Source organism: Amycolatopsis sp. (genome assembly GCF_035276945.1).
Lineage (GTDB): Bacteria > Actinomycetota > Actinomycetes > Mycobacteriales > Pseudonocardiaceae > Amycolatopsis_E.
On sequence record NZ_DATELF010000053.1, the window covers coordinates 1 to 15,541 of the forward strand.

General features: G+C 68.4%; 15 protein-coding genes. 14 read left to right on the plus strand and 1 reads right to left on the minus strand.

From position 1 onward, the window contains the following. Positions 1-2,339, plus strand: a 2,339-nt coding sequence (locus tag VJT49_RS09165) for a transglycosylase domain-containing protein (RefSeq protein WP_324164306.1), incomplete at its 5' end; no start/stop codon positions are given. Between the two features lie 72 nt (positions 2,340-2,411). Then, positions 2,412-3,965 (plus strand): glycosyltransferase family 87 protein, encoded by a 1,554-nt coding sequence (locus VJT49_RS09170; protein ID WP_324164307.1) that lies wholly within the window; start codon positions 2,412-2,414, stop codon positions 3,963-3,965. Between the two features lie 42 nt (positions 3,966-4,007). Here VJT49_RS09170 and VJT49_RS09175 read toward each other — a convergent pair whose 3' ends face one another. Then, a complete protein-coding gene (locus tag VJT49_RS09175) occupies positions 4,008-4,781 on the minus strand; it encodes a deoxyribonuclease IV (RefSeq protein ID WP_324164308.1) in 774 nt (257 codons plus the stop codon). 187 nt (positions 4,782-4,968) lie between these two features. Here VJT49_RS09175 and VJT49_RS09180 point away from each other — a divergent pair, with 187 nt between their 5' ends. From VJT49_RS09180 to dnaB, 12 genes are all read left to right on the plus strand, one after another. Continuing rightward, on the plus strand, positions 4,969-5,553 hold the full coding sequence (locus VJT49_RS09180; protein WP_324164309.1) for a hypothetical protein: 585 nt from the start codon (positions 4,969-4,971) through the stop codon (positions 5,551-5,553). A 130-nt stretch (positions 5,554-5,683) separates the two neighbouring features. After that, on the plus strand, positions 5,684-6,526 hold the full coding sequence (locus tag VJT49_RS09185; protein ID WP_324164310.1) for a hypothetical protein: 843 nt from the start codon (positions 5,684-5,686) through the stop codon (positions 6,524-6,526). A 67-nt stretch (positions 6,527-6,593) separates the two neighbouring features. Continuing rightward, positions 6,594-7,454 (plus strand): hypothetical protein, encoded by an 861-nt coding sequence (locus VJT49_RS09190; RefSeq protein WP_324164311.1) that lies wholly within the window; start codon positions 6,594-6,596, stop codon positions 7,452-7,454. Positions 7,455-7,533: 79 nt separating this feature from the next. Next, a complete protein-coding gene (rpsF, locus tag VJT49_RS09195; RefSeq protein WP_324164312.1) occupies positions 7,534-7,857 on the plus strand; it encodes a 30S ribosomal protein S6 in 324 nt (107 codons plus the stop codon). Positions 7,858-7,867: 10 nt separating this feature from the next. Further along, positions 7,868-8,350, plus strand: a complete 483-nt coding sequence (locus VJT49_RS09200; protein WP_324164313.1) for a single-stranded DNA-binding protein — start codon at positions 7,868-7,870, stop codon at positions 8,348-8,350. 36 nt (positions 8,351-8,386) lie between these two features. Then, entirely contained in the window at positions 8,387-8,635 is a 249-nt protein-coding gene (gene rpsR / locus VJT49_RS09205) for a 30S ribosomal protein S18 (protein WP_324164314.1), read from the plus strand. A gap of 11 nt (positions 8,636-8,646) precedes the next feature. Next, on the plus strand, positions 8,647-9,105 hold the full coding sequence (gene rplI / locus VJT49_RS09210) for a 50S ribosomal protein L9 (RefSeq protein ID WP_324164316.1): 459 nt from the start codon (positions 8,647-8,649) through the stop codon (positions 9,103-9,105). 156 nt (positions 9,106-9,261) lie between these two features. Then, entirely contained in the window at positions 9,262-9,669 is a 408-nt protein-coding gene (locus VJT49_RS09215) for a hypothetical protein (RefSeq protein ID WP_324164317.1), read from the plus strand. Further along, positions 9,666-10,274 carry a DUF3558 domain-containing protein gene (locus VJT49_RS09220; RefSeq protein WP_324164318.1) on the plus strand — a complete coding sequence of 203 codons (609 nt, stop codon included), beginning with the start codon at positions 9,666-9,668 and terminating at the stop codon, positions 10,272-10,274. Before VJT49_RS09215 ends, VJT49_RS09220 begins: the two co-directional genes overlap by 4 nt. A 25-nt stretch (positions 10,275-10,299) precedes the next feature. Beyond that, positions 10,300-11,694, plus strand: a complete 1,395-nt coding sequence (locus tag VJT49_RS09225) for a PPE domain-containing protein (RefSeq protein ID WP_324164319.1) — start codon at positions 10,300-10,302, stop codon at positions 11,692-11,694. A gap of 11 nt (positions 11,695-11,705) precedes the next feature. Further along, the gene (locus tag VJT49_RS09230; protein ID WP_324164321.1) at positions 11,706-12,491 is read left to right on the plus strand and encodes an ESX secretion-associated protein EspG; all 786 of its coding nucleotides are present in this window, start codon (positions 11,706-11,708) and stop codon (positions 12,489-12,491) included. A gap of 419 nt (positions 12,492-12,910) precedes the next feature. Next, positions 12,911-15,181 (plus strand): replicative DNA helicase, encoded by a 2,271-nt coding sequence (dnaB, locus tag VJT49_RS09235; RefSeq protein WP_324164322.1) that lies wholly within the window; start codon positions 12,911-12,913, stop codon positions 15,179-15,181. Positions 15,182-15,541: the final 360 nt, after the last annotated feature.

Sequence of the window (15,541 nt, forward strand, 5' to 3'; positions counted from 1 at the left end):
GTCGTCCGCCGGCGGGCCCGCCCCAGGGCGCGCCGCCCGAGCGCCCCGTGCGCGGCCGGTACCAGCCGCCGGCGCAGACCGGACCGGAACCAGGCCTGCTGACCCACAACGAACTGGGCGGCGGCCGGTACACCGACGGCTTCGACGCGGTGAACGGCGAGCAGGCCCGCTTCGACGACTTCGGTGACGAGCCGGCGCCGGAGCAGGGGAGCGGCAAGGAACTGACCCCCCGGCAGCGCAAGAAGCGCATCTGGCGGCGAGTCCGGCGGACGATGTACGTCCTGGTCGGGCTCGGCGTGGTCGTTCCGGCGGTCGCGTTCACCATCGCCTACTTCCTGGTGGACGTGCCCACGCCGGAGCAGGTGCTGGCACAGCAGAGCCAGGCGGTGACGTACTTCTACGCCGACGGCTCGCAGATGGGCAAGGACATCCCGGACAGCGGGAACCGGCAGATCCTGCCGCCCGGCCAGGTGCCCGACGTGATGAAGCACGCGGCCTACGCCGCGGAGGACGCCACCTTCGAGACCAACAACGGGTTCGACCTGCTCGGCATCTTCCGCGCGGTCTACAACAACCTCACCGGCGGCACCGGTGGTGGTTCGACCATCTCCCAGCAGTACATCAAGAAGGCCACCGAGAACGAGGCGCCCACGCTCACCCGTAAGGCGACCGAGCTGGTGAAGTCCTTCAAGCTGAACCAGACCCAGTCCAAGCAGGAGATCATCGCCGGCTACCTGAACATCGTCTTCTTCGGACGGAACGCCTACGGCATCGAGGCGGCGGCGCACGCGTACTTCAACAAGCCCGCCGCGCAGCTCACCCCCGCCGAGGCCGCCTTCCTCGCCGGCATCATCCAGGGTCCGAGCAAGTCGGAGAACACCGACTACACGACCTGGCGCTGGAACTACGTGATGGACAACATGGTCAAGTACGGCTGGCTGTCCCAGGCGGACCGGCAGGCGGCCCAGTACCCGACCACGATACCGAAGTCGATGGCCAAGGCGCAGGCGATCACGGGCCCGAACGCCTTCGTCCAGGCACAGGTGGAGGACGAACTCGACGCCGCTGGCTACACCAAGGAGAAGCTGCAGAGCGGCGGCTACAACGTCTACACCACGATCGACCCGAACGCGCAGAAGCTCATGGAGCAGGCCGTCAACGACGTCATGAAGGGCCAGCCCGCCGAGCTCAGGGAGGCGATGGCGGCGGTCTCGCCGAAGGACGGCGGCGTCATCGCGTACTACGGCGGGCCGAACACGGCGGGCGTCAACGAACGGGACTGGGCGAACACGATCCGCAACCCCGGTTCGTCGTTCAAGCCGTTCGACCTGACGGCCCTGCTGCAGACCGGCAAGGGGCTCGGCGAAACCTACAACGGCACGTCGCCGCAGTCTTTCGGCAATCTCCCCAACGGGCAACCGCGCGTGGTCACCAACGCGTCCGCGACCAACAGTTGCTCGGAACAGTGCACCGTGGCCGACGCGATGAAAATCTCGGCGAACACCGTGTTCTACGCCATGGTTTACAACGACGGCACCCAGCAACACGATGGTCTCGGCTACCAGGCGGTGATCAGAGCCGCCAAGGACGCGGGCATCACGACGGTGGACAAGGTGACGGACGCCAACATCTCGATCGGTGGTGGTACCACGCAGGCCACCCCGCTGCAGATGGCGGCCGCCTATGCGACGTTCGCCGCGGACGGCGTACGGCATGACAAGCACTTCGTCGCCAAGGTCACGAACCCGGGCGGCGACGTCGTCTACCAGGCGCCGAACACCAGCACTCCGGCCTTCGCGTCGAGCGCGGACAAGAGCAAGCAGATCGCCGGCAACGTCACCACGGGCCTGAAGCCGGTGATCGGCTTCACCAAGCTGGATTGCCCGGACAATCACGAATGTGCGGGGAAGACCGGAACCCAGCAGTACGAGAAGACCGGCTTCAACTCCGATGTCTGGATGGTCGGCTACACGCCGTCGGTGTCCGTGTCGGCCTGGGTCGGCACGGAAAAACCGGGGCCGATCAAGGACAAGAACAACAAGTCGATCGCCAGTAGTGGCTTCCCCGCCCAGATGTGGCAGGAATTTTTGGACAAGTACCTGAAGGGCAGGCCGGCGGAGAAGTTCCCGACGGTCCAGTTGATCGGCAAGTCGCCGGACGACGCGTCGAGCGTCAGCAAGGCGCCGCCACCGCCGCCGGTTCCGAGCCCGCCACCGTCGAGCCCGCCGCCGTCGAACCCGCCGCCGTCCTCGACGGAGCCGAGCCGGAACAGCAAGACCAACACGACCTCCCCCACGTTCGGGTTCCCACCCGTCCAGAACGGTGGCAACGGCGGCTGAGGTCACGCGACCGGGTGGGTTTGGCGCCTGCGCTGAATGCTGGGTAACAGGCCTGGCCGTAACATCGCGCAGGTGCCGAGCCCGACCGAGCAAGCAGCCAGCACCGAATCCGCACCGGCGTCTCTGGAGCCGGGCAGGCGGGTTCTGCCAAGCCGGACCGAGCCGTTCGTCGCCGCGGCGAGCAGACCGCTCGGCGGGCCGATCGGCGAGCACGCCGTGGTGGGGCGGCACTGGTTCTGGTCTCCGCAACGGGTCGGGCTGCTGCTCGCCACACTGGCGCTGATGCTGTGCTGGTTCGGCAAGGCCAGCTGCATCCAGCAGTACACCGATTCCGACGGGCAGAACCAGCTCGACTGGCGGGCCGGGCGGCCCTACGTGGCGATGTGCTACTCCGACATCGTCCCGCTCTACACCGCGGAACGGCTGAACCTCCCCGACACGTTCCCCTACCGGACGAGTTGGGTCGACAACGCCGGTACCCCGAACGAGCAGGTCCGGTACATGGAGTACCCGGTGCTGACCGGGTTGTTCCAGTGGGTCGACGCGCGCCTCGCCCAGGGCTGGACGGCGATCTCGAACGCCGGATGGCTGCCGGGCGCGCTACCCGTGGCCATCTACTTCAACATCACCGCGTTCTGGTTGTCGGTGGCGTGGCTCGTCACCGTGTGGGCGGTGGGCAGGACGGCGAACCGCAGACCCTGGGACGCGGCGCTGGTGGCGATCTCACCCCTGGTGCTGGTGCACGTGTTCACCAACTTCGACTCCCTCGCCACCGCCTTCGCCGCCACCGGCCTGCTGGCGTGGTCGAGACGGAAGCCGGTGCTGGCCGGTGTGCTGCTCGGGCTCGGTGCCGCGGCGAAGCTCTACCCGTTGTTGTTCCTCGGGCCGTTGCTGGTGCTGTGCGTGCGGGCCGGGAAGCTGCGCACGTGGATCTCGACGGCGGGCGCCACGGCGGTCATCTGGCTGGCGGTGAACCTGCCGATCGCGCTCACCTTCAACACCGGGTGGCGCGAGTTCTTCCGGCTGAACACCCAGCGCGGCATGGATCCCGACTCGCTGTACAACGTGGTCTCCTACTTCACGGGCTGGACCGGCTTCGACGGCCCGCCCGATCCCGGACAAACCCCGACGTGGCTCAACGTGGTGAGCGGCGGGCTGTTCCTGCTCTGCTGCGCCGGGATCGCCTACCTCGGCCTCACCGCGCCGCGACGGCCACGCCTGGGGCAACTGTGCTTCCTGGTGGTGGCGGCCTTCCTGCTGACCGCGAAGGTGTGGAGCCCGCAGTACTCGCTGTGGCTGGTGCCGCTGGCGGTGCTGGCGATCCCGCGGTGGCGGCCGCTGCTGGCCTGGATGCTGGTCGACGCACTGGTCTGGGTGCCGCGGATGTTCTACTACCTCGGCGTGGACCACAAGGGCCTGCCGGAAGACTGGTTCCTCGGCTTCGTGGTGGTCCGCGACCTGGCCGTGGTCGCGTTGTGCGTGCAGGTGATCCGGGAGATCTACCGGCCGTCCCTCGACCTCGTGCGGCTGGCAGGCGACGACGACCCGGCGGGCGGGGTCCTGGACGGCACCCGCGATGTCGTGGTCCTCAAGCAGCCCCGAACCATCGCGCCGGCGACTCCCTGACAGGCGAAGCGCCCGCCCGGCAGATGTAGTACCGCGCCTGGCCTAAGTAAGCGCTTTCCGCAGGTAGGCGATGTCGGCGGCCTGGCCATCGGCCGGGGTCTCCACGATCACCGGAGCCTTCGCCGCCGCCGCGACCGAGATGAGCTGTTCCGGATCGATCGTGCCGCCGCCGTGCACCACGTTGGCGTGCCGGTCGCGGGTCGAGCCGAACTCGTCGCGCGAGTTGTTCAGGTGCACCAGGTCGATCCGGCCGGTGATGGCCATGACCTTCGCCACCACGTCTGCCAACTCCCAGCCCGCCGCGAACGCGTGGCAGGTGTCCAGGCAGAACCCGGCGCCGAACTCGCCGACCATGTCCCACAGCCGCGCGAGCATGTCCAGTTCACGGGCCAGCGCGCCGTCCCCGCCCGCGGTGTTCTCGATCAGGATCGGCACGCCGAACCCGCCCTGCTCCTCCTGCCGCTCGAAGAGCTTGCGCCAGTTGGCCAGTCCCTCGCCCGGATCCTCACCCTTGCGCACGTGCCCGCCGTGCACGATGAGGCCCTTCGCGCCGATCTTCGCCGCGCCGGCCGCGTGCTGGGCCACGGCCTTGCGGGACGGGATGCGGATCCGGTTGTTCAGCGACGCCACGTTCACCACGTATGGCGAGTGGATGAAGACGTCGACGCCGGCCGCGCCGATCTCCTCGGCGCTGGGTTCGGGTACCGGCGCCTTCCAGCCCTGCGGGTCCGCGAGGAAGAACTGCACGACCTCGGCGTCGCGCTCGCGGGCGGCGGACAGCGGGTCGTCATCGCGGACGTGGGCACCGATTCGCATGCCGTCACGCTACTCACCTCTTCGCGATCCCGCCCATGGTGCAGTACGGTGCCCTGGCCAGGGTCGGCGACACCGGAGGGGACCATGGGGAGAAAGGTCGCAAGCGCACTGGGTGTCCTGGTCGGGATCGCACTCCTGACGCCCGGTACCGCTACGACCGGCACCGGTCCTGCGCTTGGCGGTAGCTGTGCGGGCACTTTGGGGGGGCGACTCGGGAGAGTCCCTGGCTCTCGACGCGGGGACACCGGTCGACGCCCCCGGAGTGCTGACCGTCGGGACGGGTTCGGCCGGCCGGGCCACGGTTTCGCTGCCACTCGCCGATGCGGCCAAGATCCTCAACGTGGGCAGCGCGCCCGTTGCCGGCCCGGTTGCCACCAAGATCGTGTGCCCCACCGGACAGGACGCCGTGAACACGCTGTCGTCGGTCACGCAAGGCGTTCTGGGCGCCAAACCGGGCATCCCGGGCACGCCGCCCGGCAGCTTTCAGCCCCCGGCCGGAGCGCCGAAACCCGGCACAGGCGCCGCGCCGGGCGACGACACGAGAAGTAGCGCGCTCGCGTCCTTCCCCCTGGCCGGCACGACCGATTCGGCGACAGCCAGGGAAACGGCCCGCTTGACTGAGCCAGGCGCTACCGCACGGGAGGTCCGGCCGCCCTTGGTCGTGGAAAACTCCCGCTCCGCACAGGCCGCAGCCGAGGCGTCGCCGGCGAAGTTGCCGTTGCTGCTGGCCACCTTCGCGCTTGTCCTGGTCGCGGCCCGCGCTCGCCCGTAGCTGGGTCCGGCGCGACACCTGACGCGCTGCTCCATTCGCACGCAAAACCGGCCGATCGTACTGCAACCGTCACAGCTCGCCGTTACCGTCGTTGTACGAGTCGGTAACGCAAAGCGGGGAGGCAGGACTGATGCGGAGCCTGACACGGAAGACGACGGCGGCAGGTGCGGCGGCATTCGTCCTGGCCGGGTCGGCCGCACTCGCCGGTTCGTCCGGCACGGCATCCGCGGACACCTCCACCGTCCAGTGCGGGCAGACCGTGACCGCGAAACCCGGCGACACGATCAAGACCCCGTTCGGCCCCCGAACCGTCACCGACGGGATCACCTCGCTCGTCGGTGGCCTGCTCGGCGGCCTCTGCAAGATCACCGTGACCGTGGTGGACACGGTCGTCGCACCGGTGCCGGTGGTCGGTCAGACCACGGCGGGCGTGGTGGACAACACCGTCGCAGGCACCACGAACACCGTGACCAAAGCCGCCGCGAAAGCCGGTGACACGGTGTCCGGTAAGAGTCAGACCCCGCCGGCCCGGACCCCACCCGGCGGCGGCGCCCCCCAGAGCCCCGGCAGCGGCACGCCGGCGAGGGGCGGCACTCCCGCGACCATGCCCAGTTCGAACAGCCCGGCCTCCGGCGACAGTTCGCCGACCTTGGCCACGCTTCCGTTCGGCTCGAACGGATCCGCCCCGATGGCCGACTACAGCGGAATCCCGTACACCCTGGCGGCGTTGTGGGCGCCTTCACCCGGAATCCGCTACGGCGGCGAGATTCCCGGATACGCGCCCGAGGCGAGCACGCTCGATGCCCAGGAGAACAGCAGGGCCACGCAAAGGGTGGGCGACGCCCAGGCGCTTCCCGGACCGGCCGGATCCGGTGGGCTTCCGCTGGAGTTGCCGATGGTGGGCGCGGTGCTCGCGCTGTCCGGGGTGACCGGGGCGCTGGTGCGCCGCTGGGTGCTGCGAGGTACTCACTAGTAGTATCTTCGGGACCCGGCGCTCGTTGTCCTCGATACACCCCAAGACCCCGGGAGGTACGGAGCCCGTGCGAAAGCGTCTGGCGACGAAGGTGCTGACCGCGACCGCACTGGCGACGATCTTCGCCGGTGGCCTGTTCACCGGCACCGCCTCGGCCAGCACCGTCCTCGCCCAGGGCTGCACGGGCACCGTCGTCGGCAACATGGGCGACCAGGTCGCGGTCCAGGGCAAGGACGTGAGCGACCTCATCCGGGCCGGGGCCAAGGAGCAGGAGGTCTTCCTGCACGTCAACGCCGTCGACCCGGACAAGCTCGCGCAGGAGATCACCGCCGAGGGCGCGCTCACCGTCGGCCAGGTGCCCAACGCCGCGACCGGGCCGCTCAGCGGCGACGCAGTGGCGTCCACGGTCACCAAGGCGCTCCAAAACGCGGACGGCCTCGGCTGGCAGTGGGACACCACCCAGAAGCAGAAGACCCTCGACTCGATCGCCAAGCAGGTCGCCGGGAACTGCGGGCTCACCCTCTACGCCGGCAACTACAGCCCGGCCACCTCGGCACCGCCGGCGCGGTCCCCCCAGGGCGGCACCACACCACCCAACGCCCCTGGTGGCTCCTCCAGCACCCCGGACGTGATCGCGCCGCCGCGCGACTACGGCAACATTCCGGCCGCGGTGCCGGGCATCGCGGTGCCGCCCGGCGACCGGTACCCGTCCGGTCCCCCGCTGCCGAGCCTGCCGCCCACCGAAACGGGTGCGCTCCCCGGCGGCAGCTCGGGGCAGACCGACGTGCGCAACGCGGGTAACGCCAGCGCACTGGCCGGGAGTCCGACGGCAAACACGCTGCAACTACCCATGCTGCTGGCCGTGGTCGTGCTCGCCGGGGTGAGCGCGGCGCTGGTGCGGACCTGGGTGCTGCGAAAAGTGTCCTGAGGCCCAAGTACCCTGTACTGGACGAACCCTCCTGCCACGGACCGTCCGTGGCCGCGAAGCCCACAGGAGGTGAGTGGTTGTGTCGCGCCATTACGAGGTAATGGTCATCCTCGATCCCACGCTCGACGAGCGCACCGTCGCTCCGACGCTGGACGGATTCCTCAACGTGATCCGCACGTCCGGTGGCACGGTGGAAAAGGTCGACATCTGGGGCCGCCGCCGGCTGGCCTACGAGATCAAGAAGCACGCCGAGGGCATCTACGCCCTGCTCGACCTGCACTCCGAGCCGGACGCGGTGAAGGAGCTCGACCGGCAGCTGTCGCTGCAGGAGAACGTGCTCCGTACCAAGGTCGTACGCAAGGCCGCCCCGCGTAAGGCCGCCAAGGTCGCGGCGAAGGCCTGAGGGGACGATCATGGCCGGAGACACCGTCATCACTTTGGTCGGCAACCTGACCGCCGACCCGGAACTGCGCTTCACCCCCTCCGGGGCGGCCGTCGCGAACTTCACGGTGGCCTCGACGCCGCGCACCTTCGACCGCGCCAGCGGTGAGTGGAAGGACGGCGAAGCGCTGTTCATGCGCTGCAACATCTGGCGCCAGGCCGCGGAGAACGTGGCCGAGAGCCTGACCCGGGGTGCCCGGGTCGTCGTGCAGGGCCGGCTCAAGCAGCGCTCGTTCGAGACGAAGGAAGGCGAGAAGCGGACCGTCGTCGAACTCGAGGTAGACGAGATCGGCCCGTCGCTGCGCTACGCCACCGCGAAGGTGAACAAGGTAAGCCGCGGCTCGGGCCCTTCGGGCGGCGGCGGTTACGGCGGGGGCGCACCCGCCGACGACCCGTGGGGTTCGGCCCCGCCTGCCGGGGGCGGCGGCGGTTTCGCGGACGAGCCCCCCTTCTAACCGACCACTTTTTCCACATCCCCAGGAGCTCCTACCGTGGCCAAGCCACCCATCCGGAAACCCAAGAAGAAGGTCTGCGTGTTCTGCAAGGCGGAGCAGAAGGGCCGCCCGGAACTGATCGACTACAAGGACACCAACCTGCTGCGGAAGTACATCTCCGACCGCGGCAAGATCCGGGCCCGCCGGGTCACCGGCAACTGCAGCCAGCACCAGCGTGACGTCGCGATCGCGGTCAAGAACTCCCGCGAAATGGCGCTGCTGCCCTACACCTCGACCGCACGCTGAGGAGGCAGGCGATGGCGAAGATCATTCTCACCACCGACGTGGCCAACCTCGGCGGCCCCGGCGACCTCGTCGAGGTCAAGGACGGGTATGCCCGCAACTACCTGCTCCCGCGGGGCTACGCGATCGTGGCCACCAAGGGCGCGGAGAAGAACGTCCAGACCATCCGCCGGGCTCAGGAATCCCGCCGGATCCGGGACCTGGACCACGCCAAGGAGGTCAAGGCCAAGCTGGAGGGGCTGGGCATTATCCAGCTCACCGCCAAGGCGGCCGAGGGCTCCAAGAAGCTGTTCGGCTCGGTGACCACCGCCGACATCGTCTCGGCGATCAAGGCGGCCGGTGGCCCGCTGCTCGACAAGCGGCTCATCGAGACCGGTGGGCACGTCAAGACCACCGGTAAGCACCAGGTCAGCGCCCGTCTGCACCCCGACGTCGAAGCCACCATCCGGCTCGAAGTCAAGGCCGGGCAGTAAGTACACGCACCCGGAGCCCCCTCCCGCGGCACGGGAGGGGGCTTCGTCCTGTTGTGCGGCAACTTTCGCACCGGGAACCGAAGGCGCTGCGCTAGCATCCAAGTGCTGAGCTCGCTGAATGTGGGGAAGCGAGACGGGTGAAGGGGTTCTTGAGCCATGAGTCAGCCATCCGGGAACTACGTGACCGACAGTTTGACCACGGTCCCGCCACCGGCTCCGATCCAGGTCGGCAACAACGGTTCCGCCGGCGGCTACAAGTTCGAGCCCGACCAGGTTCAGGGCGTCATCAACAAGTGGCAGAACCTCCTCATAGACCTCCAGGGCGACCTGCGGAATGCCGATTTGGTCGCCTCGGTCCAGCCGCCGGGCAAGGAGTTCGCCAGCGGCGACTTCATCCAGAAGGGCGCGGGCCCGTCGGGGGACACCCTGCGGCAGCAGCACGAGCGGATGGTCACCTATGTGCAGAACTACATCGCGGCGCTGCAGAAGGCCAGCGGGCGGATCCAGCAGAGCGAGCAGGACGCTCAGCAGGCGGCAGCGCAACAAGGAAAGGGAATCGTGTGAGGAAGTCCCGTGCCGTCCGGCTGGGCGCCGCCACGCTGGCTGCCGCGACCGTGCTCGCCGCGTGTTCAGGCGGGGGTGACACGTCCGGAAGTCCGGCGAGCTCGCGCGCGGCGACGACCACCGGATCACCGGGCGGTGCCGCGCCCCAGGTGCCGGCCCCGTTGAACATCGTTCAGGTGAAGACCGACGCCTGTAAAGCGCTTTCGGCCCAGCAGATCGACCAGATCGGACTGGTTGGGCCCGGCAAGCCGACCAGTATCAGCATCGGCCCGGGATGTACCTGGGCGAGCCAGGCCTACGCCACGAACGTGGCGGGCATCGGCCTGGTCACCGCGAACCAGCTGGGCTTGAACAACATCTACAACAAGAAGGACCAGTACAAGGGATACTTCGAGCCCACGACGGTCGAGGGGTACCCCGCCGTGTACGCGGCCCAGACCGACGGGCGATCGACGGGCGAGTGTCTGCTGTGGTTCGGCCTGACCGACCAGGACTACGCATTGGTCGAGACCGGGATCGGAGCCGGTCCCAACAGGTCCAACCCGTGCCCGGTCGCTGACCGCATCGCGACCGCGGTCATCGAACATCTCAAGGGTGCGGCATGAGAATTGTCCGGAAGGGTTGATTGTCATGGTGAACGGTCCGCTGATCCAGAACGCCGCGACCGGCGCCGCGGTCGGCACCGCGATCATGCCCGGCGCCGGTACCGTCGCCGGCGCGGCCGTCGGTGGTCTGGTGAGCCTGTTCGGTGGTCCCGAGGCCCAGCAACACCAGGCGAGCATCGGTGGCCGGTCGATCGACGCCCGCCAGATCTACGAGCAGATCAGGAACGGTCCCGGGACGGGCTCGCTGGAACAGGGCTCGACCGCGGCGAACGAGCTCAAGCAAGCTCACGCCGCGCGAGCGCAGCAGATCGCCGCGCTCAACAAGGAGATGGACGCCGCCTGGCAGGGTGACTCGGCGCAGGCCGCACAGGCAGGGGGGCATCCCCTGGAGACCTGGCTGAACGACTCCGCAAACAACCTCGGTACGAGCCACCAGTTCATCGGCCAGCAGATCACCGATTTCTCCACGGTGTCGAACAAGGTCCAGCCGCTGCCGGAGAAACCTCCGTCGATGGGTTTCACCGACCACATCAACCCGTTCAGCGACAAAGACGACGAGATCAACGCCTACAACAAGAAGGGTCAGGCGAACGTCGACGCGTTCAACGCCTACTACCAGCAGAGCGCGCAGAACGCCGCGGGCATGCCGCAGTACAAGGCCTGGACCGGGAACAACATCTCGGACGGCACCATCGGCAACGGTGGTGACGGCGGAGGCGGCTCCGGCGGAGGCGGGAACGGTGGCTCCGGCGGCTACGGCGGTGGCGGGTCAGGCAGCGGCGGCTACCCGCCTGGCGGTGGCGGGAACCTGCCGAACATGCCCGGCATGGGCGGTGGTCATGGCGGTGGTTACGGCGGCTCGGGCGGAGGTGCCGGCGGGTCCGGCCCCGGTGGCACGGGCAGCGGCGGGTACAACCCGAACCTCCCGTCGACGACCCTGCCCGGTAGCGGAAAACTGCCGAGCTGGAACGACGGCACCACGGCGGCGGGCTTTACGCCGTCCACCGACTACCCCAGCGGCTTCGGTCCCGGTAACCCGTCGGGCTTCGGCAGCGGTGACTTCGGTCCGGGAGGCAGCGGCTCCGGCTCGGGTTCCGGTGCGGGCGGCGGCTACGGGGTCGGTGGCGTCGGCGGCTTCGGTCCGGGTGGCTCAGGATCGGTGTCCGCGGGTTCGAGCACGGGTGCGGGCGCCGGTGGCGGCAGCGCCGCGGGCGGTGCCGGGGCCGGTGGAACGCGAGGCGGCGGCGCCGGTGCGGCGGGCCGCGCGGGCATGTCGGGTATGGGCGGCGCGGCCGGTCACGGCGGCCGGGGCAAGGGCGAGGAGGACGCGGAGCACCAGACCAAGTACCTCGTCAGCGAAGATCCCAACGAACTCTTCGGTACCGACGAGCTGACCGCGCCACCGGTCATCGGTGAATGAGGCCGGCGAACGTGCTCGAGAAACCACTGACGCTCTACACCCCGATCCTGCTCAACCTGATCCGGCGGCGGGGCGGCGATCCGCACAACACGTTGTGCGGTAACGCGGTCTGGCTGGACGAGGATGCCCAGCGCGCCGAGGACCAGCAGGTCAACGCCTTGCTCGCGCAGCATGGGATGATGGGACCACGTGGTATGGACCGCGACCTGCTGAGCCTGATCGAGTCGATAGCGCAACCGCACCTGGAGTACTACGGCTGGTTCGAGGGCCGGTTCAACGACGCGCCAGCGAACTTCGCCGTGCTCGCGGGCAGCGGGCGAGGGGGCGCGTTCGTAGCGGTTCGCGACCTCAACGCGGAGGCGGTGACCCTCGCTTCCGAACGGCCCGAAGAACTGTTGCAGGGCTTCGTGAACCAGATCCCGAACTGCCGCCCGGCCGCCGGGCAGCCACTGGTGGCCGGCAAGAGCGAGTTCACCGGTACCGGGCGGGAGCGGGACGAAGCCGAGTTCTCCGTGTTGCGACCAGCGCCCGGGCGAGTGGCGGCTTCGCCGTCCGTCGAGATGAAGCGCATCCTGTCGGCGGAGCGGACAGGTGCGGGCAGCCTCTATGTGGCGGTCAGGAACAGGGTGGGCACCCGCCGCCGAAGTGAACGGCCGCTGAACTTCATCGACACGGTGGAAGGCCGCTGGTTGATGGAGGAACGGCCAGGTCGTGGCGATCCGCTGGTCGTGGTCACCCCGGCGACGCCGCAAGTGCTCGCGGAGCGGTTACGCAACGCACAGAGCGCACTGGTCTGATAGCACATCGGGCCACCCCTTCAGCCCAAGGGGTGGCCCTTTTGCGTTCCGGGCATTCATCCACAGCTCTGCCCTCGCCTGGGTATACCCGATCGTGTGCGACACGCCGAACGGCCGGTTCACCGCGACACGCCGAAGACTTTTCACCAATGTTTTCCACACCTCGCACACAAGGCTTGATCTGCACTTTTCCTCTTTCGGGTGGTACTTGTCCCCAGGTTGTACACAGGACTTCCACCGCCTGTGCACGATTGCCCCAGATCTTCCACAGGTTGTCCACAAGATTCTCCCCAGACGATCAACAGGTGGGTTTGCAATGCTCCTTCCGAGGGATCTAGCGTGCCCGGCGACCGGTAGCGCGCAGTACCGAGGGTCAGGCATAATCGAACTGGTGTTCGTAGACAGGAGGTGTCCTCGAGGTGGCGCTGACGGATGACCGCGGTCCCGCGTTTCCGCCGGATCCCGGTCCCGAGGATCCCGGGCCACGGCCCGGAGAGTTCGACCGGAAGCCGCCGCAGGACATCCCCGCCGAACAGTCCGTGCTCGGCGGCATGCTGCTGTCCAAGGACGCCATCGCCGACGTAGTGGAGGCACTCCGCCCCGGCGACTTCTACCTGCCCAAGCATCAGGCCGTCTACGACTGCGTGCTCGACCTGTACGGCCGCGGCGAGCCGGCCGACCCGATCACCGTCTCCGCCGAACTGGAGCGGCGCGGCGAACTCGCCCGGGTCGGTGGCGCGCCGTACCTGCACACCCTGATCGCCACCGTGCCCACCGCCGCGAACGCGGGCTACTACGCCGAGATCGTCGCGGAGAAGGCCGTCCTGCGCCGGCTCGTCGAGGCCGGGACCAGGATCGTGCAGTACGGGTACGGCGCGGCCAACGAAGGCGGCGACATCAACGAGGTGGTCGACCGCGCCCAGGCGGCGATCTACGAGGTCACCGAACGGCGGACCAGCGAGGACTACGTGGCGCTGGAGGAACTGCTCCAGCCGACCATGGACGAAATCGACGCGATCGCCTCCCGGGGCGGCTCCGCCCAGGGCGTGCCCACCGGCTTCATGGACCTCGACGAGGTGACCAACGGTCTGCACCCCGGCCAGATGATCATCGTCGCGGCGCGGCCCGGCGTGGGCAAGGCGCTGGCCCTGGACACCCCACTGCCGACGCCGGACGGCTGGACCACGATGGGCGAGGTAGCTCCCGGCGACCGGCTGCTCGGCGCCGACGGCGGACCGACGACGGTGGTCGCGGCGACCGAGGTGATGCGTGACCGGCCCTGCTACGAGGTGGGGTTCTCGGACGGCTCGGTGATCGTCGCCGACGCCTCGCACCAGTGGCAGGTCGATTCGGGGGTCCGGACCACCGAGCAGCTCGCCGCCCTGCTCGAACACCGCAAGGACGCCGGACCGGCGGTGCCGGCGGCCACCGCGGTCGAACTTCCCATGCGGCGGCTACCGCTGCACCCGTACGCGCTGGGCGCCTGGCTCGGCGACCCGAAGGGCTTCCGGTTCGCCGATCTGGCGCCGGAGATCGTGTGCCGGCTGGAGGGCGAGGCCGACCTGGCCGATGAGTCGGCCGCCGAAACGCGCCTCCGGAACCTTGGGGTGAGGGCCGAACCGCACATTCCCGCGGCGTACCTTCGCGCCTCGGTCGGGCAGCGGCGGGCGCTGCTGGCCGGAATCCTCGACGTCAGCGGCTCGGTCACGGAATCCGGTTCGATCCGGATACCCGCGACCGGTCGCCTCGCCGCGGACATCCACGAACTCCTCGTCAGCCTCGGCCACCATCGCTCGGCGGCATCGGACGCCCTCGCGTTCACCAGTCAGGACAAGGTGTTCTGCCTCCCGAGCAAGCATCTGGCGCACAAGGCCCACGAGACCGGGCCGGCACGCCGCCGGATCGTCGCCATCCGCCGGGTCCCCAGCGTGCCCGTGCGCTGCGTGGAGGTGGCCGCGCCGGACCACCTGTACCTGGCGGGCCGCTCGATGATCCCGACCCACAATTCCACGCTGGGACTGGACTTCGCGCGATCGTGCTCCATCAAGCACGGCATGACCAGTGTGATCTTCTCGCTGGAGATGAGCCGGATCGAAATCGTCATGCGGATGCTGTCGGCCGAGGCGCGAATCCGGCTGGCGGACATGCGCGGCGGCCGGATGTCCGACGACGACTGGACCAGGCTCGCCCGCCGGATGAGCGAGATCAGCGAGGCCCCGCTGTTCATCGACGACTCGCCGAACATGACGATGATGGAGATTCGCGCGAAGGCACGCCGCCTCAAACAGCGCAACGATCTCAAGCTCGTCGTCGTCGACTACATGCAGCTGATGACATCCGGCAAGAGGGTGGAATCCCGGCAGCAGGAAGTCTCCGAGTTCTCGCGGCAACTCAAGCTGCTGGCCAAGGAACTCGAGGTGCCGGTGGTCGCGATCAGTCAGCTCAACCGTGGTCCCGAGCAACGCACCGACAAGCGCCCCATGCTCTCCGACCTGCGCGAATCCGGATCCCTGGAGCAGGACGCGGATATCGTGCTGCTGATCAACCGGCCGGACGCCTGGGAACGGGACGATCCGCGGGCGGGGGAAGCCGACCTGATCCTGGCCAAGCACCGTGCGGGCCCGACCAGCAACGTGGTGGTGGCCCACCAGTTGCACTACAGCCGCTTCGCCGACCTCGCCCAGAGTTAGCCGCGTTGTGTAGGTTCTCAAATTTGACTTCATTTTCTCAAAGCCGACTTCATCTGCACTTCATAAATGAAGTGGCATTGAGACTAAAAGGAGCCCCCATGCCCGTTCCGAACCCGTCTGGCCCCATCTTCGACATCTACGGCGGCTCCATCACCACCGGCAAGACCACCTCTTGGTCGAGTACGCAGCGGGGGAGAAGTGGTGATAGAGCCAGCAGCTAAGCTTGTTGTTTAACCAGGTTGCGTCGTGGTGTGACCCCGGTTGGTCATGGGTGAAGCCCTTGGTTGATCATGCTTCTTGTCTGGGGAAGAAGATCACACCAAGGGCTTCAGTTGATCAGTGTGCACGATGTCGGCGCGG

Bases quoted from the DNA above. Each gene is read 5' to 3' on its own strand.
- rplI (WP_324164316.1), top strand. From the start codon at position 8,647: ATGGCGAAGATCATTCTCACCACCGACGTGGCCAACCTCGGCGGCCCC.
- VJT49_RS09225 (WP_324164319.1), top strand. From the start codon at position 10,300: ATGGTGAACGGTCCGCTGATCCAGAACGCCGCGACCGGCGCCGCGGTC.
- VJT49_RS09200 (WP_324164313.1), top strand. From the start codon at position 7,868: ATGGCCGGAGACACCGTCATCACTTTGGTCGGCAACCTGACCGCCGAC.
- VJT49_RS09185 (WP_324164310.1), top strand. From the start codon at position 5,684: ATGCGGAGCCTGACACGGAAGACGACGGCGGCAGGTGCGGCGGCATTC.
- VJT49_RS09175 (WP_324164308.1), bottom strand. From the start codon at position 4,781: ATGCGAATCGGTGCCCACGTCCGCGATGACGACCCGCTGTCCGCCGCC.
- VJT49_RS09215 (WP_324164317.1), top strand. From the start codon at position 9,262: ATGAGTCAGCCATCCGGGAACTACGTGACCGACAGTTTGACCACGGTC.